The organism is Buttiauxella gaviniae ATCC 51604 (assembly GCF_001654835.1).
Lineage (GTDB): Bacteria > Pseudomonadota > Gammaproteobacteria > Enterobacterales > Enterobacteriaceae > Buttiauxella > Buttiauxella gaviniae.
Map to the genome: position 1 here is coordinate 1 of NZ_LXEP01000007.1, position 18939 is coordinate 18939.

Below are 18939 nucleotides of genomic sequence, written 5' to 3' on the forward strand. Positions count from 1 at the left end.
ACGAATCGCGAACGACCCTGAACGTTGGGGATAAGCTGGGGTTTACCGCGCAGCGGCAATTTAATGACCGGGCGCCAGGATTATCAAGGAGAGGGCGTTCTCTCCTTGATACGTTCACCGTTAACAACGGTTACAGAAGCCGTCAGACGTTCGGGTGAACGGAAAAACATCTCATCTTACAGATCTCACCCTGACAAGGGGGCCTGGGTGAGTCCAAACACTCAGAACCCGTAATCCACCGCCATAAAGTAACGACGACCATCTTCGTTGTAACTGTAATCGTCACGACTCAGATCTTTATCACCCAGGTTCATTACCCCGGCACGTAACTTAACGCTCTTCGTCACCTTCCACGCAGCACCGGTATTCCACACCACATAGCCGCCAGGCGTTGGCTCGCTGCTGGTTGTGGCACGCTGCTCGCCGGTATAGTTGGCGGAAACGTAGAATGACCAGTCATCCAGCGGCACCCAGTCCAGGGTACCGTTGGCTGTATGGAATGGCAGAGACGACAGCGGTTTATTGCCGCCGCTACTCAAATCTCGTCCATCGTTATAGGTGTAGTTCAGCGTCAATTTCCACCGATCGCTAAACGGCACCTTCACTTCGGTTTCCACGCCGCGAATACGCGCTTTGTTGACGTTGTAGTATTTGAAGATTGGGTTGCCCGCACTGTCAAAACCCACAAAGTTAGAGTAGGACGGGGCTTGCGCGCGGTTAGACGTCCGGTTGATATCAATCATATCTTCCAGGTTGTTCTGGAAGGTGGTGATACTGCCGCTCACGCCGTCCAGCAGACCTTCGTCGCCCGCGTAGTACAGCCCCAGCTCGAAGCTTTCGCTGGTTTCCGGTTTCAGATCCGGGCTGCCGACAATCTTACACGAGCCACGGCAGGAGTTGCTGGTCCAGTCCGGGCTTAACTGTAATAAAGAAGGCGCTTTAAACGCCGTCGCCCAGCCGCCTTTGACCGTCACGGTATCTGTCGCGCTGTATACCAGATAGGCACGCGGGCTCCAGTGGTCGCCGTAGGTTTCGTGGTCATCCATACGGATGCCGGTAGTCAGCGCCAGCGGTTCGAAAATCCGCCATTCATCTTCGAGGAACAGCGCGTACTGGCTGGCAGAAGTTTCAGAACTGCTGCCGCCGGTCAGGTTAACCGGGTCAGTCAGTTTATCGTGACGCCATTCCCCCCCGAAGGTCAGCAACTGGTTGATTTCGCCTAACGGCAACACCAGTTTGCCGTCGAGGCTGTTATTGCGCGAGGTGATTGGCGAGCTGTTGCCCGGATTGAGGTTATCAATTTTGTCGCCGTAGAAACGCAGTTCGGTATTGCCGTAATCCCAACGTCCATTGTGGGAAATTGCGTAATCCTGGCGCTCCATGCGGTTTTTATTCAGGGAGTCAGAATCTCGGTCCTGGCGGTCAAAACCGTAACCAAACGTCATATCCTGATTTTCAGCTGGCGTGAGAGCAAATTCAGCGCTGCCGCTGCGCGTGGTGAAGCCTTCAATGCGTGGCGTTTCACCCGTGGCGCTGGTACTGGAAGGTTCTTGCTTATCTTTTTCACGCTTGCCGAGGTTACCGTAAACCTTCACCCCAAGCAGATCATCAACGATCGGGCCGCTGACGAAGAAATTGCTGTTGTAAGAATCACCGCGATCGCGTTTTTCCTGAAGGGTGGTATCCGCCGTCACCGTGCCGTGCCAGGCCTTACCGACTTTACGGGTAATAATGTTAACCACGCCGCCCAGGGCATCGGAACCGTAGAGCGAGGACATCGGCCCGCGCACCACTTCGATACGTTCAATGGCATCGACCGGGATCCAGTTAAGATCGAAATCGTTGTGGCGGAAGACGGCATTGCGCGAGTTCACGCGCTTGCCATCCACCAGGATCAGCGTGTAGCTGCTGTCCAGGCCACGAATACTCACGCCCTGGCGGTTATCCCCTTCGTTAGTGAGTTGCACACCAGGGACTTCCTGCAGGACATCTTTCAGGTTCTGGATTGGTTTCTTTTTCAGGTCTTCCTGAGTGATAACGCTAATACTGGCGGGCGCATCTTTGAGGTTCTGCTCACTCGCAGACGCGGTGACAACCACGGTGTCTTCGTACTCAGAGGCGATAGCGGGATACGCAGCACTGATTATTGACGCGCAAAGTCCTCCCCGGACGATGGGATTCAACCTTAACATTCCTTTCTCCATGAGGTGAATGGCAAACAATACTTAACCAATAGATTGCGCTCACATTCCTGATGCGACGCCTGCTGCATTGGCAGGCGACTGCACGTTTACTCGCCGACTTCCAGCCGGGGTAAAACGTGGCGACACCATAAGATAAACGAGAATAGTTATCAATCAAATTGTTAAAAATTGTAATATTCGCCATGCCACTCAGGAGAAAGGTGTTTTATTTATTGACCGTAATAGGCGCTTTTGCCGTGCTTACGCAGATAGTGTTTATCGAGTAATTGCGGCTGCATATTGCCGAGCTGCGGCGTTAATTGAGTTGAAAACAGCCCCATATAAGCGCACTCCTCCAGCACTACCGCGTTATGCACCGCATCTGCCGCATCTTTTCCCCAGGCAAACGGGCCGTGAGCATTCACCAGCACCGCCGGAACCTGTAACGGGTCGATGTCCCGCTCAACAAAGGTCTGAATAATCACTTCGCCGGTCTGATGTTCATATTCCCCGGCGATTTCTTCCTGCGTCATTAAGCGCGTGCACGGAATGGTGCCGTAGAAATAGTCCGCATGCGTGGTGCCCCAGGCGGGCAAATCACGCCCGGCCTGTGCCCAGATAGTCGCGTGACGCGAATGGGTGTGGACGATGCCGCCAATGCCAGGGAAACGGCGATACAGCGCCAGATGGGTTGCGGTATCAGAAGACGGTTTTTTGCGCCCTTCCACCACTTCGCCGCTGTGCAAGTCCACCACCACCATATCTTCAGCGCGCATACCGTCGTATTCCACGCCCGACGGTTTAATCACCACCAGGCCCCGCTCGCGGTCGATGGCGCTGACGTTGCCCCAGGTAAAAGTCACCAGATGATGCGCCGGCAAAGCGAGATTCGCCTCCAGTACCTGCTGTTTTAGCTGCTCTAACATACGAATCCCCCTTCCTGCATACGTTGTTCAATCCAGCGCCGCGCTTCAATAATTTCCAGCACCGGCTCTTTGGCTTTTTCCGTCCACATTTCCACCAAAAACGCGCCGCGATAATTAAGCTGTTTTAACGTGCGGAACACGCCAACAAAATCGACACACCCTTCGCCAAACGGCACATCGCGGAATTGCCCGGCGCAGGTTTCGGTTACGCGCTGCGTGTCTTTGAGATGAATGGCGGCGATGCGGTCGATGCCGAGGGTTAATTCCGCCTGCACGTCATTGCCCCAGGCGCTCAGATTGCCGACATCCGGGTAAACGCTGAACCACGGCGACGACAGCAACTTGTCCCACTTCTTCCATTTGGTTATCGAATTCATAAATTCGGTATCCATAATTTCGACCGCCAGCATCACCTGAGCGCCTGCCGCCTGCTCCACCGCCCACGCCAGACCTTCGGCAAAGCGCTGTTGTGTACCTTCGTCGCGCTCTTCGTAATAGACGTCGTAACCCGCCAGTTGGATGGTGCGAATACCTAAATCCCGCGCCAGTTTGATGGCCTTACTCATCACCTCACGCGCCCGCTCGCGCACGGCTTCATCGTGGCTGCCGAACGGGAAACGGCGATGCGCAGACAGGCACATCGACGGGATCGTGACGCCGCTTTCCAGCATCGCTTCCACCAGCGATGCTCGTTGCGTGGTGCTCCACTCCAGGCGCGCGAGGCGTTCGTCGGTTTCATCAAGCGACATTTCGACAAAATCAAAACCGCAGCTTTTTGCCAGCGCCAGGCGCTCCGGCCAGGAAAGGTGTTTAGGCAACGCTTTTTCGTAAATCCCTAACGGATGAACTCTCATGCTTTTGCTCCCCAGATAGCGCGGATTTGCGTATGGAAATCTTGCGCAACCTGTTGCGGATTAGCCGCGCCAGAAAGTGCGCGCCCGGCGATAAACGCCTTCACGTTGATATCGCGGAACAGCGGTAAATCGGCGGGTGTGATGCCCCCGGTGATGGATAACTCCAGCCCGATATCCGACAGCACTTTCATCCGCGCTAAATCTTCAGCCCCCCAGGTTTGGCCGCTGGCCTGAGCATCGCGCCCACGGTGATAAATCGCCTGGCGGATGCCGGTTTTGTACCAGGCTCGCGCGTCGTCAAACGTCCAGTTGCCAAACAGCTCAATCTGGATTTCACCGCCCCGCGCTACCGCGACCTGGTGAGCTTTTTCCACCGTTGCCAGCGGGGCGGCACAAATTACCGTCATCCAGTTAGCGCCAGCATTAAACGCTTGCTCCGCGAGTGTTTCTCCCGCGTCGGCCACTTTCCAGTCGGCAACAATCAGTTTCTGCGGGCACAGTTTGCGTAGCTGGCGCAACGCCTCCAGCCCTTCGGTCAGACACAAAAGCGTTCCCGCTTCGATAATATCGACGCTATCACTTAGCAAAGCAGCATCGCGCAATGCCGGTTGAAGCTCGCTGTAATCAAGGGCGAGTTGTAATAATGGACGGCTCATAATGGGTATTCCCTGGTGTTATTCAGCAACGCGCAACGGGCATGAAAGCCCTGGAGCGCTTCAATCAGTAACTGATATTGTTGATATTTGGTTTGGTAGACCTGCCAGGCGGCGGGATCGGGATGAATTACCCGCGTGGCATGTGTAAGCTGCTGCTGCGCCTGGGTGAAACTGGCGAACACGCCGGTGCCAACCAGGGCGGCAAGCGCCGCACCCAGACAACCGGTTTCTTCAACCTGCGGCAGTTCCACCGCCAGGCCGCTGACATCCGCCAGCATCTGCATCCAGACGTCGGAATGCGCCGGCCCGCCGGTCACGCGCAGGGTTTTGGCATGGCTAAACCGCTGGCGTATCCGGTTAAGGTGCGTCATGTGGCTGAACACCACGCCCTCATAAACGGCCTGTAACAGGTGCCCGCGATGGTGCGCCGACTGCAAGCCATAAAAGCCGCTGGTCATTTCTAACCCGGCGTTACTGCCGTATAAAAACGGCAGAAACAGGACGTCACTCCCGGCTTTCGGCAAGGCAGAAACCGCGCGGTTGATGTCATCAAAACTCAGATCTCCGCACTGGGCCGTCAGCCATTCGAGGTTGGCCGACGACGTGGGGCTGGCTTCGTGAACAATGAACTGACCGGGTGACACGAAGCGCCCGTAAACATAAGGATGAGGTTCCTGGTCGCTGATTCCATGAGCAATGCCGCTGGTAACGGCCCAGGTTCCCATCACCGCATTGAGCGCCGTGTCATCATGCAGACCCGCGCACAATGCGGTAGAAACCACGTCGAACAGGCCGCCGACAACGGGCGTACCCGCCACCAGACCGGTTATGGCCGCCACGTCCGCCGTGATTTCCCCGCAAATTTGGCTTGAACCGACCACCGGAGGTAGCGCCGGAAAAACCTCTTCAATGCCCAGCCACGACAACAGTTGCGGGTCATACGTCCCCTGATTCATGTTGTAGAGATTGGACTCGGAAATATTGCTCTCTTCGCAGCCTTTCATGCCCGTCAGGCACCAGCGCAGATAGTCATGCGCCATCATCACCGTGCCAATTTGCGAGTAACGTTCCGGCTGGTGCTGCTTTACCCAGCGCAGCAATGAAACCGGATGCCCGGTCCACAAGGTCTGGCGCGTGTGCGGGTAAAGCAGTTCGGGGATCTTGTCCCGCTGCCAGTCACTGACAATATTCAGCGCGCGCCTGTCGGAAGAGAGCATCGCAGGCCCCAAAGGCTGGTCATTTTTATCCAGCAAAAACAGACCCTTGCCCTGAGCTGAAATGCCGATGCCTTTAACCTGATTGCCGCTGATGGCGCAACGCGTGAGCAAAGTGGCAATCGTGTCGGCACACGTTTGCCAAAGCCCTGGCATGTCGCGTTCAGCCCAGCCGGGTTTCTCGCCCACAGTGACTAACGCCTGGCGCTGAATGGCGAACTCCCGGCCCTGCTGGTCGTACAACCCTGCTTTGAGATAGGTGCCGCCGCAGTCGATGCCCAGCCAGAATGGTTGTTTCATTGTTTTCTCTCTTCAGTGCAAACCTGATGGTGGATGACGCTGCGCTTATCCCCCCTACAACTCGCATTCGTAGGGCGGCAGCGTCATCTGACAAACACTCAGTGCGTCGTTAAGCGGCCATCTGGCTCAGGCAGACTGCTGCTGCTCGGCGCATCACATTTCGCCGGTAACATCAGCGCCAGTAACGAGGCAATCGCCAGTGAAACCGCCAGGCAATAAACGCCCGCATCTTTGCTGTAGAAAGTAATCAACAAGCCGACGGCATACGGACCGCAGAACCCGCCGAGATTACCCAGGGCGTTGATCACCCCCCGCGCCCCACCGGCCATTTCCGCGCTAAACAGGCGGGCAGGTATCGTCCAGAACACGCCAGCGGCAGATTGTAAAAAGACTCCGCAACCCACCAGGGCAGCATAAGAAAGCCAGATGTGTTCTTTGAGAACCACGGACATAAACATGCAGAACGCGAAGCCCATCAGCGGCAGAGCGACGAACAATTTGCGCTTGCCTGTGCGGTCAGAAAGCGTGGAGAAAATAAACATGCCCGCCATCGCGCCGACATACGGCAGAATCGCTAACATGCCAACCTGCCCCATGGTGCTGTGGGTCAATTCTTTAAGGATGGTCGGCAGCCAAAGGGTGTAGCCGTAAATGCCGGTCTGGTAGAAGAAGTTGAGCGCGATGAGTTGCCACATGGTGCGGTCAGAAAGCACCGCGCTGAGTGACGCATTCTTCACCGCCGTTTTCGCCAGCTGTTTTTGTTCAGCGTTAAGCGTGTCGATCAGCCACTTTTTCTCACGCTCATCTATCCAGCGAGCTTCTTGCGGGCGGTCACAAACGGTCAGCGACCACAACACCAGGACTACCGCCGAGAGCAAACCTTCGATAATGAACAGCCAGCGCCAGTCCATCGCTGAAATAATCCAGCCGGAAAGCGGCGCCGTGATAATCCCGGCGATGGGCACGAACATGATCACAATTGCGTTAGCGCGCCCACGTTCGGCATCCGGGAACCAGTTGCTGATCATCGTCAGCACCACCGGCAGCATGCCCCCTTCCGCGACACCCAGTGCGAAGCGTAAAAATAACAGTTGGTATTGATTAGTAATCAAGCCGGTGAGGATGGAAATAATCACCCACGCCACCAGCGACCAGCCGATAAACTTTTTGCCGCTGCCGTGAACGGCAATTTTCCCACCGGGAACCTGGAGGAATAAATAACCAATAAAGAAGATGCCGCCCGCAAGGCCCGCCATGGTGGCGGAAATACCTAAATCACTGTCCATCCCACCCGGCATGGCGAAAGCAATATTCACCCGATCCATATAGGAAATAATACAGGTGATTAAAATGGGTGGAATTATCCTCAGCCAACGGCTTCGTGGAATATCATTTGTTTGGGTCACAGAGTTAGCGTTCATAAATTATTCTCGATAATAAAAAATGGGATCTAGCGTGTCCTTCAATAAAAAAGGAACGGTTTTTTCTTAGCTCGTCGAATAATGAATATTTATAATTATGTTAATGCGCTACGTAATGCAGAAATCCCGTCAGCTAAAATAGCCACCCGATGTTCAACAGAGGCTTCTGGGTTTATTTCTAATAATTTAATACCAATGAATTTAAACGATTCCAGCGGAGAAACACTCAACATTTCCCTGGCAATCTCTACCGTCAACAAGCTTTCATCAGTGAATGTGGAGAACGGAGCGTGTGAATCTTGCCATTCGCCGTACGGGCCATTTAGCGCGGTGCCAGAAAACATCAGCCCCGCCAGCTTCCCGGTTTGCTGGCAAAGCCGCGCGTGTTCCAGAGGAAGCGCCGTGTTGCGGCCTTCAATGGCCGATCTGGCCCAGTTCAGGCAAATTCCCAGGTCACTTTTCAGTTCCTGCTCAAGGGGCAAAAAACCCTTGCGTGCATCCGGCTGAGTCATCGCATCGCAATGTTCAATCACCAACTCACAGGGCCAGTCCCAGCTTTGCAGTTCTGTTAAAGATTGCGCAAAACGTTCAGCCGCTTGCGTCACAGACGGATTACCGATAGCGGGCGCCGCCTGTATCTCCAGCGCAATCACTTTTTGTTTAGCAAACCGGTCGTTAGTACGGCTAATTTTTTCCCACACGTGGCGATAGTACTCCACGCAGCTTTTGCGCTGGGCTTCATCGGTTGATGCCAGGCCAAATCCACCGTTAGCCCCTCTGCGGCGCATGGTTTCCATTATGGCTGTCACCACAATTTGCCAGTCATCCGGCGTATGTTTAAACAGATACTCATCGCCATAAGGATGTAAATGCTCAAGGCAAGGTTGTTCCAGCCCGCGAATACCTGGCACATCGGCTAATTTGCGCCAGAATTGTGTTTCCTTTTCTTCCCCTGACTGGTGAAACGAAGGTGCGCAGGGGTACGCGCCAATAATAAAACCGGCGTTATTCTCTTTCATTATGTGTCCCTTAAATGAATTAAAGCTCTTTTAAAGCAACTTTCACGACCACCTTTCTTATTTGCGTTTCTTTATTTTTATTACATGCGGGACGGTGAACATCCTGCGGGAAAAATATGGCATAATTTCCCGGTGACAGGGTTAAAAAAGATTCCCCGGCCATGTTCTGGTAAAAAAGAATATCGCGCTCTTCCTGGTAAGGTACCGCAATAATGTTTTCGCCGTTATCCGCAGCCACACCAATAATCTCTTCCCCCCATGCCAGAAACTGAATATCAATATATCGACGATGAACTTCCGGTAAATTGTCTTGCGCCGGGCAAGTGGTTAAATCCAGTATTTGGGCGTAAATATCACGCCCCTTTATTTCGATAACCCCAGGTTCAACCGCGCGAAAATCCGTGGTACGCAAAAACTCCAGCGCCTGTGTGATAGCGGATGGCAAAACGCAGGGATTTTTATGAGCAATATGTCCAAAAATCATGGTGTTCTCCGCTACAGCGCTTTAATTCTCGCCCAGACGCTGTCATCAATGGTGATGCCATCGCGACGGTTTTCGGCAAGGATGCGGGTAAATTCATGGCCAGGCAAACGTACCGCTTCGTCAGGATTCGCCCGTTCGGCGCTGGTGACGTAATCCACAATGCGTTGCAGTTTGGCATCACGCGTTGGGCCGTCGATGAGTTTATCCACTTCAATGGCGATAAATATCTGCGAAATTCCATATTCGTCGCTGTTGTCTTCGGTGACTTCGGCCACGGATGCGCCGTTGGAAAGCAGCGTGGCAATCATATCGAGCACAATCGACAAACCGGAGCCTTTCCAGTATCCCATCGGTAAGATGCGGCGGTTTTTCTCAACGATTCCCGGCTCGCGCGTGAGGTTGCCTTCGTCATCAAAGCCGCCATCAACCGGAAGCTGGCGCCCTGCCAGACGGTTCACTTCCAGCATGCCGTAGGAGAACATCGACATCGACATATCCACCATGGTGATAGGTTCCCCTGGGATCGCGACAATCAGCGGGTTGGTTCCGATACGGCACTCTTTTGCGCCCCACGGTGGCATGACGGCAATAGAGTTGGTCCAGCAAATTCCAATGTAGCCCTGCTCCGCCGCCTGCCAGCCGTAACTGCCCCCGCGCATCCAGTGGTTTGCATTACGCAGCGCCACCAGGCCAATACCGTGATCGGAGGCCAGCGAAATGGCGCGATCCATCATTTTCTTTGCCGTCAGATTACCAATCGAGCGATGCGCATCCCACTGTTCGATTGCCCCAAGACGGGTCACGCAGGTCGGTTTGGCTTCAGGAATAATATCGCCATTATCCAACTGCTGAATGAAGCGCGGGAAACGGTTAACGCCGTGGGAATAGACGCCCGATTCAGTGGTCTGGGCAAACATCTGCGCGCACTCGGCGGCGGTTTGCGGCTCCACGCCTCGCGCCAGCAATACTCTTTCGAATTCCTGCTTTAACTGCTCAAAGGTCACTTTCATGCCTGACTCCCGGTTTTCTCACCATCAATGTGAGTGATTTTAGATCTGCATATTTCACTATGCGAAATCTGATTTCAAAAATATACAGTTCAATTTTTAACAAGTCAAAGCAGGAGCGTTTTTTAAAAATCATTTAAATCAATGTGTTAATATTTACGTGTTGAGATCGTGAACTGAAACACACTTTGCGCTACCATCAATGCGCGGCGAAATTACGGGAAGGAAGAGATGAGCGATAAAGAAAGCGATGTGAGCAAAGAGAAGGACAGACCGGCTGGCAGCCAGAGTTTATTCCGTGGCCTACAGCTTATTGAGATCCTCAGCAACTACCCCAACGGTTGCCCGCTGGCGCATTTATCTGAGCTGGCTGAGTTGAATAAAAGTACCGTGCATCGACTGTTACAGGGGCTACAGTCCTGCGGATACGTGACGCCAGCGCCTGCAGCAGGAAGTTACCGTCTGACGACAAAATTTATTTCGGTCGGGCAAAAGGCGCTTTCCTCATTAAATATCATTCACGTCGCCGCCCCGCATCTGGAAACGCTGAACATCGTTACCGGTGAAACGGTGAACTTCTCGAGCCGTGAAGACGATCATGCAATTTTGATTTATAAGCTGGAGCCGACTACCGGAATGCTGCGTACCCGGGCATATATCGGCCAGCATATGCCGCTGTACTGCTCGGCAATGGGTAAGATTTATATGGCCTTTGGTCACGCGGAATATGTCGAAAATTACTGGCAAACACATCAGGATGAGATCCAACCCCTGACGCGCAATACCATCACCAGCCTGGAGCGGATGTATCAGGAGTTGGAGCAGATTCGCGAGCAAAAAATGGCGATGGACGCAGAAGAGAATGAGTTGGGCGTTTCGTGCATCGCGGTGCCGGTGTTTGATATTCACCATCGCGTGAGTTATTCGATTTCGATTTCGCTTTCAACGGCCAAACTGCGCCAGGTGGGTGAGAAGAAATTGCTTAAGCCGCTGCAAGAAACCGCCGCAGCGATTTCCCGAGAATTGGGGCTGAATGCCTGACCCTGATTCAGGGATAACACAGAGCAAAAGGGCGCGATCATCGCGCCCTTTGCATATTAATTTTTAAAGGTTTTCGGGAAGGTCATTTCGCTGTATTTCACGAAACGCGTTCCTTTAGTGATTTTGTAACCCAGCCAAATCGCCAGGAACAGCGGGATACCGATGTACGTCGCGGTCACGCCGGCCCAGTCAATTTTGTCTGCCAGGAATGCTTCGTAGTTCTGACCCAAAGTAATAATCAGGCACAGGACGAAAGCAAAGATTGGCCCCAGCGGGAAGAAGCCAGATACATACGGCAGGTCATTAAGATCAAGACCTTGCTTCACATAACCACGGCGGAAACGGTAGTGGCTGATGGCAATCCCCAGCCAGGCAATGAAGCCGGTCATACCGGAAGTATTCAGCAACCACAGGTAAACGGTCTGGTTCCCGAACATTGATGTCAGGAAGCACAGGCCCGCCACCACGGTAGTGGCGTACAGCGCATTACGCGGCACGCCGCCACGGGAAAGCTTAGAGAAAATGCGTGGCGCTTTGCCGTCGCACGCCAGGGTGTAAAGCATGCGCGTTGAGGCGTACATCCCGGAGTTACCCGCCGAAAGCACCGCCGTCAGAATAACCGCATTCATTACAGCCGCCGCAGACAGCAGACCCGCATGCTCGAAGACCAGCGTGAACGGGCTCACGCCGATGTCTTTTACATCGTTACGCAGCAGGCTCGGATCGGTATAAGGAATGATCAGGCTGATAATCAGAATCGCGAACACATAGAACAGCAGGATACGCCAGAACACCTGACGCACAGCACGTGGGATGTTTTTGCCTGGATCTTCAGATTCGCCCGCAGCCACACCGATAAGCTCAGTCCCCTGGAATGAGAATCCGACTATCATCGCGACACCAATCATCGCGGAGAATCCACCAGCAAACGGTGCATCACCAATTGCCCAGTTGCTCCAGCCAGCAGGTTGTGCACCTTTAAAGATGCCGAGGATCATCATCACACCGACAATGATAAAGATGACAACGGTGACAACTTTAATCAGTGAGAACCAATATTCTGCTTCACCAAAACCTTTAACGGAGATGTAGTTCAGCAAGAACATGATGCCGAGGAACAGTGCACTCCAGATCCAGCCAGGGGTATCAGGGAACCAGTAGTTCATCACCAGTTGTGATGCGACCAGGTCAACCGCGATAGTTACCGCCCAGTTGTACCAGTAGTTCCAGCCCAGCGCGAAACCGAAGCCTTCTTCAACGTATTGTTGCCCGTAAGTAGCAAAAGAGCCCGAAACCGGCATATATGCCGCAAGCTCACCCAAACTTGTCATCAGGAAGTACACCATCAGACCAATCAGCATGTAGGAGAGCAACGCGCCGCCAGGGCCCGCTTGAGAAATGGTTGCACCAGAGGCAACAAATAGCCCAGTACCGATGGAACCGCCGATGGCGATCATCGTTAAGTGGCGCGCTTTTAACTCACGGCGTAAGCCAGGCGCTTGTGTTGTTTTATCTTGAGAAACCATAGAAAATTGCGGTCCGTCCAAAAAATGAGGCGAGATTGTAGCAAACCAGAGTCAGACTTATAGTAGAAATACGCTGTTATAAGAGAGCTTCATAATCGGCGGTGGATTATAAGTAACGCACTTATACCAGGGAGTCTGTGAGAGGTTTTTTTCGACATTTGAATGAGATGTGGGAGTCCCTTCCCCTGCAGGTAATAGAAGTTACTGCTATTTAAAATCGACCTTCATTAATTCGGGGATAGTGACATCACGTGTCGTTTCAACACAGCGGTTGATGTAATCGACAAAACGCGGCGGCGGTGACATACCTAAATCCAACAGTTTCTTATTCGAGAAACGCACATTCAGCCTAGAAAATTCACCATATAAACGCATTGCTCTTAGCATCAGCCTTTCATTACAGGGGCCGTAAATTGTTTTGAAATCTCTGCGTTCTTTTACCAACTCGCTGTAATCCACTTGCTGATAAGTAGAATAGATAGGTTTTTGATTGAGTGCCGCGGCCATCGCTTTATCTATTTCGACAAACTGAGTACTACCTGTGTCACCCGCTGATATGTGATAAACCCTTTCGGTTAGCTTTGAGCGTTTTGTTAATAACAAAAGTGCCTCAGCACAGTAATCCACAGGAATAACATCGATTTTATCTTCCATTGAACACATGAACTTCCCAAGCATCAGCACCATGCGGAATACCCAGAAAATGCTGCTGGATGGACGGCAACCTTCTTCACTGTGCCCTACCACAATTGAAGGGCGAGCAATAACTAAAGGCAGTTGCGGGCAATGTTCTACCATCAATTGCTCAATGGTGGATTTAGACCACGTATATTGAACCAAATGCTCTTCTTCAGGCTTGCGCGCCATGCTTTCTGTTACCAGCGTCCCTGCATCCGGTACACATGACATTGCGGTTCCCACATGTACAAAACGGACCAAACCCGACACATCCGCCATCCGTTTGACGAATTTAAGTGTACCTTCAACGTTCACTTTCCAGATCAGCGCATTATCACCAAATGAAGCGACAGCGGCGGAGTTGATCACGTGGGTTACAAAAGAGAGCCTGGCATCATCCAAAAAATCTTCTGAAGCAGCTAAATCACCGAGTAATATGTTTTCTTCATTAATTTTATTAAGTAAGGCTTCACTGCAACCAAACTTAGCAAGGTTATTCCTGACCCTAACGACACCTTCTTTAGGCGAGTTAGCCCTTACTAATAACAAGTATGAGTTAATTGAAGAATCAGAAAGCGCTCGAGCTAATACAGCACCACCCAGAAAACCTGTGGCTCCGGTAATCAATAAATTGCTCATTTTAGAAACTCTGGATTTAAAAACGCCATACTACGTGGCGATTTATAAACAGCGCATCAATAAAAACAATAACAAAAAGCAGGGTTGAATTTTATTTGTAACTTACTGTATTCATGATTAATTTATAAAATCACAAATTAACTCCGTTTAAATACGGTATATTGATTTTATAATTTATTAATGTCTTGCGAGACCAAGCAGGCAACTTTAAATTAACAACAATTGTATAATTTATTTTATTAAAAAATGAGTTTATATATGTAACCGCTAGAAATCATAGCCAAAAGAGTGCCAGTCAAAATAATTAGCATGGTTGGTAGTACACGTGGCTGCGCAAACCAAAATGAATTCAGCCCCTTTTTAATCCGCATAGACTGCACCGATTCAACAAAACCCATGCAGAAAAAGGTGGAGCTGATTAGCGTAAACCAAGGGCTGATATCAAGCCCTTTCCAGGCAAAATAGGCATTAGAAAAGTGAAACTTTGCCAGCAAACAGGCTGAACAAAATCGAGGAAAGTAACGCCTCCCAATCAATAAAATTGTGGTGCCTACTGCGGCCCCCAACATCACCCACTGCATTGCAATGCCGTGTACTGTAACGATATCAAGCAGTAAAAATCCCGTGCCAACAACAATGGTTAAAATTGCGGCACAGTTTGCACAGAGTCGATAAAGATTCAGGTTGTCGGTGTAGCGAGCTGATGCAATTTCTTTAACATCCATTGATTCATAATCTCTGACGTCTATAAGGGTGGTAACAGCCTGTTTGCTGAGCAGCAGGATACCCAAAACAGCAAAGTCTTAATTGATTTTAAACAAGGACGCCTTGTAAACAACACCTGTGAATCCAGCTAGCCTGCTACTCATCGCAATATTTTAAAAAACGCTGTAAGGCATTAGAAATATGTTTCTGACGATGGTGAATCCGATACAAAGTACGCACCAGGCGCGGCAACGGTACTGGCACTTCCACCAGCGAGCCAGTTTCCAGTTGTTCCGCAATCACCCTTCGCGACAGGCAACTGATGCCAAGACCATGGCGCACCGCATGTTTAATGGCTTCCGAATTTCCCAATTCCATACCGAGATGAAATTGCGGCAGATGAGAAAGTAGCAAGTAATCGACAATTTCACGTGTACCAGAACCTTTTTCGCGCAGGATCCACTGCTGCTGTGCAAGACTTTCCAGAGTGACCGGCTGCTGCAATAAAGGTGCGCTTGGTGGCGAAAATACGACGAGCTCATCTTCCAGCCAGGGCTCGGTCACCAATTCTGTCATATGGCTCGGCCCTTCAATCAGACCAATATCAACCCGGAAGTCGGCAACAGCGTTAATCACATCCTGACTGTTGCCAACGCTCATTTCCAGCGGGAGATTTGGAAAATCGCGGCGATAATGAGCAATCATTTCCGGCAGAATATAATTGCCTATAGTGCTGCTGGCATAAACGCGAATGGCACCGTTATCCTCTTTAAACAGTTGTTCGACTTCTATTGCCTGCTCAAGCAAACCCACCACGCGCGGATACAGCAAACGGCCATGTTCATTAACAACCAGGCGTTTGCCTACCCTATCGAACAATTGCACGCCTAACTGCCCTTCAAGATCGGACAGCGCCGCACTTACCGCAGACTGAGACAACGCCAGCATTTGCGATGCCTGTGTAGTAGAGCCGCTTTTGAGAACTTCAGCGAAGACTTCAAGTTGCCGCAGTGTGATATGCATAGTGGACACGCCTTAACACTTATTCAGATTGATTATAAATATATAATCAATTTTATTTTTAAGCCAGCAGGCCTTACTCTTTTGCCAACAGCCAGGACAGTTCGAGTTACAGGAAAGCTGCAGCTTGAACTATGACGGGTACATAAAGGAGAAGGTTATGGCTACGCTATCAATTCCCGATCATCGACATACATTGTGGCATTTTCTGCCAGGTCTTGCTCTTGCTGCCAGTATTACGGCTCTGGCGCTTTGGTTGGGTAACATTCCTTCCGTTGCGGGCCTCGGCCTGGGTGCATTAACACTCGCGATTCTGTGCGGCATGGTGATTGGCAACACGCTTTACCCGAAAATCTGGCAACACTGTGATGGCGGTGTACTGTTTGCCAAGCAACATCTGTTGCGTCTTGGGATCATTTTATATGGCTTTCGACTGACGTTTTCTCAGATTGCGGATGTCGGCGCCAGCGGTGTCATTATTGATGTTCTGACATTAACCAGCACCTTCGCCCTCGCCTGCTGGCTGGGTCAGAAAGTGTTTGGTCTGGATAAACAAACCAGCTGGTTAATTGGCGCCGGTAGCAGTATTTGCGGTGCTGCGGCGATTCTGGCAACCGAGCCGGTTGTGAAAGCCGAAGCCAGCAAAGTAACCGTAGCGGTCGCAACGGTGGTGATTTTTGGCACGCTTGCGATCTTCATTTATCCAATGATTTATCCGTACGTTACACAATGGTTCACGCCAGAAACCTTTGGGATTTATACCGGTTCAACGATGCATGAAGTCGCTCAAGTGGTTGCCGCAGGGCATGCCATCAGCCCTGAAACTGAAAACGCGGCGGTAATTGCGAAAATGCTGCGCGTAATGATGCTGGCTCCATTCCTGATTTTCCTGGCAGCTCGCGTCAAACAACTGGCTCCGGCAGGCCAGGCGCAGAAAAGCAAAATCACCATTCCATGGTTTGCGGTGCTGTTTATTGTGGTTGCGATGTTTAACTCACTGCACTTACTGCCAGCTTGGGCGGTCAATGCTTTGATAACACTGGATACTTTCTTGCTAGCAATGGCGATGGCGGCTCTGGGTTTAACCACTCACTTCAGCGCGCTGAAAAAAGCTGGTGTACGCCCGCTGCTGATGGCTCTAGTGCTATTTCTCTGGCTGATCGTTGGCGGTGGCGCAATTAACCTTGGTATCCATCACCTGATGGCATAAAGAGGTACGGAAAATTCCTGTCTAACCCGCTATCATTGTCCGTTTCCCGATAGCGGGTTTTGACAGGAGTAAGAATGATGAAGTTTATTGGCGCACATGTCAGTGCTGCAGGTGGTCTGGAAAATGCCGCAATTCGCGCGCACGAACTCGAAGCCACTGCTTTTGCCCTGTTCACCAAAAACCAACGCCAGTGGCGTGCAGCTCCGCTTACTGACGAAGTTATCAGCAATTTCAAACGAGCCTGTGAAAAGTATCATTACGGGCCGGGACAAATCCTCCCTCACGACAGCTATCTCATTAACCTTGGCCATCCGGTTGAGGAAGCGCTGGAAAAATCCCGCGAAGCCTTTATTGATGAGATGGAACGTTGCATGCAGCTGGGCTTAACGCTGCTGAACTTCCACCCCGGCAGTCACCTGATGCAAATCCCTGAAGAAGAGTGCCTTGCCCGCATTGCTCAGTCGATAAACATCGCGCTGGATAAAACCGAAGGCGTGACTGCGGTGATTGAAAACACAGCGGGCCAGGGCAGTAATCTCGGTTTTCGTTTCGAGCATCTGGCCGCAATTATTGATGGCGTAGAAGACAAATCCCGAGTCGGTGTGTGTATTGATACCTGCCACGCCTTTGCAGCGGGTTATGACCTGCGAACCGAAGAAGACTGCGAAAATACCTTCGCAGAATTCGAGAGAATTGTTGGGTTCGAATATTTATGTGGCATGCACCTTAATGACGCGAAAAGTGCTTTTGGGAGCCGTGTCGACCGCCATAACAGTCTGGGTGAAGGCAATATTGGCCACACGCCGTTTGCCTGGATCATGCGTGATAACCGTTTCGATGGGATTCCGCTAATTCTGGAGACGACGAACCCAGATATCTGGGCTGAAGAGATAGCCTGGTTGAAAGCTCAACAAACTGAAAAGGCGGTTGCATAACCATGAACGACAGGGAAAAGCAGATACTCAAAATTCTGCGTCGCAATCCGCTTATTCAGCAAAATGAAATTGCTGATATTTTGCAAATCAGCCGTTCACGCGTTGCAGCCCACATTATGGATTTGATGCGTAAAGGGATGATTAAGGGCAAGGGCTATATCCTTACCGAGCAAGCGTATTGCGTAGTCGTCGGCGCGATCAATATGGATATTCGTGGTGTTGCGGATATTCATTATCCGCAGGCGGCCTCCAACCCTGGCAGCATTCACTGCTCGGCAGGTGGCGTGGGCCGCAATATTGCACATAACCTGGCGCTGCTGGGTCGTGATGTCCATTTGATCTCAGCAGTAGGCAGCGATTTTTACGGAGAAACGCTGCTGGAACAGACTCGCCAGGCGGGTGTCAATGTCTCCAGCTGTATCCGCCTGCATGGGCATAACACCTCAACCTATCTGTCCATCGCCAATCAGCAAGAAAAAACGGTGCTGGCGATTAACGACACCCACATTCTGCAACAACTCACGCCGCAATTGCTTAATAGCTCGCGAGATTTGATTCGCCACTCCGGTGTGGTGCTGGCGGATTGCAACCTGACGCCGGAAGCCATTGAGTGGGTCTTTACCATTGCTGATAATATTCCTGTCTTTATCGACACCGTTTCTGAGTTCAAAGCGGCAAAAATCAAGACTTGGTATTCGCGTATTCATACCCTGAAAACCACGCAAAAAGAGCTGGAGATTCTGTGGGGCCAGCCAATAAATTCAGACGCAGACCGCCTACAGGCGGTGAATGCCCTGCATCAGCAAGGTGTGCAGCAAATCTTTGTTTGCCTTGAAGATGAGTCTGTCTTTTGTAGTGAGCACAACGGTGAGCAATTCTTACTTTCCCGTCCTGCACATCCGGTGGTTGACAGCTTTGGTGCCGATGACGGCTTTATGGCAGGTCTGATTTACAGTTTTCTGGAAGGGAGCGATTTTCGCGATAGCGCAAATTTTGCGATGGCCTGCGCGGCATTATCACGCGCCAGCATTAGCATAAATAACCCAACACTTTCCGCCGATAACGCGCTTTACCTGTTACAAACCACGAAAGCATGATGTAGCGTGCCAGTCGCCACTGGC

17 protein-coding genes are annotated in these 18939 nt (G+C 51.4%); 4 read left to right on the top strand and 13 right to left on the bottom strand.

Annotation, left to right across the window (positions count from 1 at the left end):
* Window positions 1-221: 221 nt before the first annotated feature.
* The 9 genes from cirA to yiaK all read right to left on the bottom strand — a co-directional run bounded on the left by cirA (window position 222) and on the right by yiaK (window position 10067).
* Window positions 222-2192, bottom strand: a complete 1971-nt coding sequence (gene cirA, locus M977_RS04195) for a catecholate siderophore receptor CirA (RefSeq protein ID WP_064512491.1) — start codon at window positions 2190-2192, stop codon at window positions 222-224.
* A 221-nt stretch (window positions 2193-2413) separates the two neighbouring features.
* A complete protein-coding gene (gene araD, locus M977_RS04200; protein ID WP_064512492.1) occupies window positions 2414-3109 on the bottom strand; it encodes an L-ribulose-5-phosphate 4-epimerase in 696 nt (231 codons plus the stop codon).
* Window positions 3103-3963 carry an L-ribulose-5-phosphate 3-epimerase gene (locus M977_RS04205; RefSeq protein ID WP_064512494.1) on the bottom strand — a complete coding sequence of 287 codons (861 nt, stop codon included), beginning with the start codon at window positions 3961-3963 and terminating at the stop codon, window positions 3103-3105. The genes araD and M977_RS04205 overlap by 7 nt, the downstream gene beginning before the upstream one ends.
* Entirely contained in the window at window positions 3960-4619 is a 660-nt protein-coding gene (gene ulaD / locus M977_RS04210) for a 3-keto-L-gulonate-6-phosphate decarboxylase UlaD (protein ID WP_064512496.1), read from the bottom strand. Before ulaD ends, M977_RS04205 begins: the two co-directional genes overlap by 4 nt.
* A complete protein-coding gene (locus M977_RS04215) occupies window positions 4616-6133 on the bottom strand; it encodes an FGGY-family carbohydrate kinase (RefSeq protein WP_064512498.1) in 1518 nt (505 codons plus the stop codon). The genes ulaD and M977_RS04215 overlap by 4 nt, the downstream gene beginning before the upstream one ends.
* 98 nt (window positions 6134-6231) lie before the next feature.
* Window positions 6232-7554, bottom strand: a complete 1323-nt coding sequence (locus M977_RS04220) for an MFS transporter (protein ID WP_064512501.1) — start codon at window positions 7552-7554, stop codon at window positions 6232-6234.
* 95 nt (window positions 7555-7649) lie between these two features.
* Window positions 7650-8573, bottom strand: a complete 924-nt coding sequence (locus tag M977_RS04225; RefSeq protein ID WP_064512503.1) for a DUF4862 family protein — start codon at window positions 8571-8573, stop codon at window positions 7650-7652.
* 19 nt (window positions 8574-8592) lie between these two features.
* Window positions 8593-9057, bottom strand: coding sequence for a NanQ anomerase/TabA/YiaL family protein (locus tag M977_RS04230; RefSeq protein ID WP_064512507.1), 465 nt, complete (start codon window positions 9055-9057; stop codon window positions 8593-8595).
* An 11-nt stretch (window positions 9058-9068) separates the two neighbouring features.
* Window positions 9069-10067, bottom strand: coding sequence for a 3-dehydro-L-gulonate 2-dehydrogenase (gene yiaK, locus M977_RS04235; RefSeq protein WP_064512510.1), 999 nt, complete (start codon window positions 10065-10067; stop codon window positions 9069-9071).
* 228 nt (window positions 10068-10295) lie between these two features.
* On the opposite strand from yiaK, the gene M977_RS04240 reads away from it, so the two are divergent.
* Window positions 10296-11105, top strand: coding sequence for an IclR family transcriptional regulator (locus M977_RS04240; RefSeq protein WP_064512512.1), 810 nt, complete (start codon window positions 10296-10298; stop codon window positions 11103-11105).
* Window positions 11106-11161: 56 nt separating this feature from the next.
* On the opposite strand, the gene M977_RS04245 is transcribed toward M977_RS04240, so the two are convergent.
* From M977_RS04245 to yieE, 4 genes are all read right to left on the bottom strand, one after another.
* Entirely contained in the window at window positions 11162-12631 is a 1470-nt protein-coding gene (locus M977_RS04245; RefSeq protein WP_064512514.1) for an amino acid permease, read from the bottom strand.
* Between the two features lie 207 nt (window positions 12632-12838).
* A complete protein-coding gene (locus M977_RS04250; RefSeq protein WP_064512516.1) occupies window positions 12839-13948 on the bottom strand; it encodes an SDR family oxidoreductase in 1110 nt (369 codons plus the stop codon).
* Window positions 13949-14187: 239 nt separating this feature from the next.
* A complete protein-coding gene (locus M977_RS04255; RefSeq protein WP_064512518.1) occupies window positions 14188-14739 on the bottom strand; it encodes a hypothetical protein in 552 nt (183 codons plus the stop codon).
* Window positions 14740-14809: 70 nt separating this feature from the next.
* Window positions 14810-15676 carry a DNA-binding transcriptional regulator YeiE gene (gene yieE / locus M977_RS04260; protein WP_064512520.1) on the bottom strand — a complete coding sequence of 289 codons (867 nt, stop codon included), beginning with the start codon at window positions 15674-15676 and terminating at the stop codon, window positions 14810-14812.
* A 157-nt stretch (window positions 15677-15833) separates the two neighbouring features.
* Here yieE and M977_RS04265 point away from each other — a divergent pair, with 157 nt between their 5' ends.
* The 3 genes from M977_RS04265 to M977_RS04275 all read left to right on the top strand — a co-directional run bounded on the left by M977_RS04265 (window position 15834) and on the right by M977_RS04275 (window position 18915).
* The gene (locus M977_RS04265; protein ID WP_064512522.1) at window positions 15834-16883 is read left to right on the top strand and encodes a YeiH family protein; all 1050 of its coding nucleotides are present in this window, start codon (window positions 15834-15836) and stop codon (window positions 16881-16883) included.
* A gap of 77 nt (window positions 16884-16960) precedes the next feature.
* Window positions 16961-17818, top strand: a complete 858-nt coding sequence (gene nfo / locus M977_RS04270) for a deoxyribonuclease IV (protein WP_064512821.1) — start codon at window positions 16961-16963, stop codon at window positions 17816-17818.
* A 2-nt stretch (window positions 17819-17820) separates the two neighbouring features.
* A complete protein-coding gene (locus tag M977_RS04275; RefSeq protein ID WP_064512524.1) occupies window positions 17821-18915 on the top strand; it encodes a sugar kinase in 1095 nt (364 codons plus the stop codon).
* The last annotated feature ends 24 nt before the right edge of the window (window positions 18916-18939 follow it).

Coding starts and splice junctions, on each gene's coding strand:
- M977_RS04265 (WP_064512522.1), top strand. CDS start 15,834: ATGGCTACGCTATCAATTCCCGATCATCGACATACATTGTGGCATTTT.
- M977_RS04205 (WP_064512494.1), bottom strand. CDS start 3,963: ATGAGAGTTCATCCGTTAGGGATTTACGAAAAAGCGTTGCCTAAACAC.
- araD (WP_064512492.1), bottom strand. CDS start 3,109: ATGTTAGAGCAGCTAAAACAGCAGGTACTGGAGGCGAATCTCGCTTTG.
- yieE (WP_064512520.1), bottom strand. CDS start 15,676: ATGCATATCACACTGCGGCAACTTGAAGTCTTCGCTGAAGTTCTCAAA.
- M977_RS04240 (WP_064512512.1), top strand. CDS start 10,296: ATGAGCGATAAAGAAAGCGATGTGAGCAAAGAGAAGGACAGACCGGCT.
- ulaD (WP_064512496.1), bottom strand. CDS start 4,619: ATGAGCCGTCCATTATTACAACTCGCCCTTGATTACAGCGAGCTTCAA.
- yiaK (WP_064512510.1), bottom strand. CDS start 10,067: ATGAAAGTGACCTTTGAGCAGTTAAAGCAGGAATTCGAAAGAGTATTG.
- cirA (WP_064512491.1), bottom strand. CDS start 2,192: ATGTTAAGGTTGAATCCCATCGTCCGGGGAGGACTTTGCGCGTCAATA.
- nfo (WP_064512821.1), top strand. CDS start 16,961: ATGAAGTTTATTGGCGCACATGTCAGTGCTGCAGGTGGTCTGGAAAAT.
- M977_RS04245 (WP_064512514.1), bottom strand. CDS start 12,631: ATGGTTTCTCAAGATAAAACAACACAAGCGCCTGGCTTACGCCGTGAG.
- M977_RS04225 (WP_064512503.1), bottom strand. CDS start 8,573: ATGAAAGAGAATAACGCCGGTTTTATTATTGGCGCGTACCCCTGCGCA.
- M977_RS04250 (WP_064512516.1), bottom strand. CDS start 13,948: ATGAGCAATTTATTGATTACCGGAGCCACAGGTTTTCTGGGTGGTGCT.
- M977_RS04215 (WP_064512498.1), bottom strand. CDS start 6,133: ATGAAACAACCATTCTGGCTGGGCATCGACTGCGGCGGCACCTATCTC.
- M977_RS04275 (WP_064512524.1), top strand. CDS start 17,821: ATGAACGACAGGGAAAAGCAGATACTCAAAATTCTGCGTCGCAATCCG.
- M977_RS04230 (WP_064512507.1), bottom strand. CDS start 9,057: ATGATTTTTGGACATATTGCTCATAAAAATCCCTGCGTTTTGCCATCC.
- M977_RS04220 (WP_064512501.1), bottom strand. CDS start 7,554: ATGAACGCTAACTCTGTGACCCAAACAAATGATATTCCACGAAGCCGT.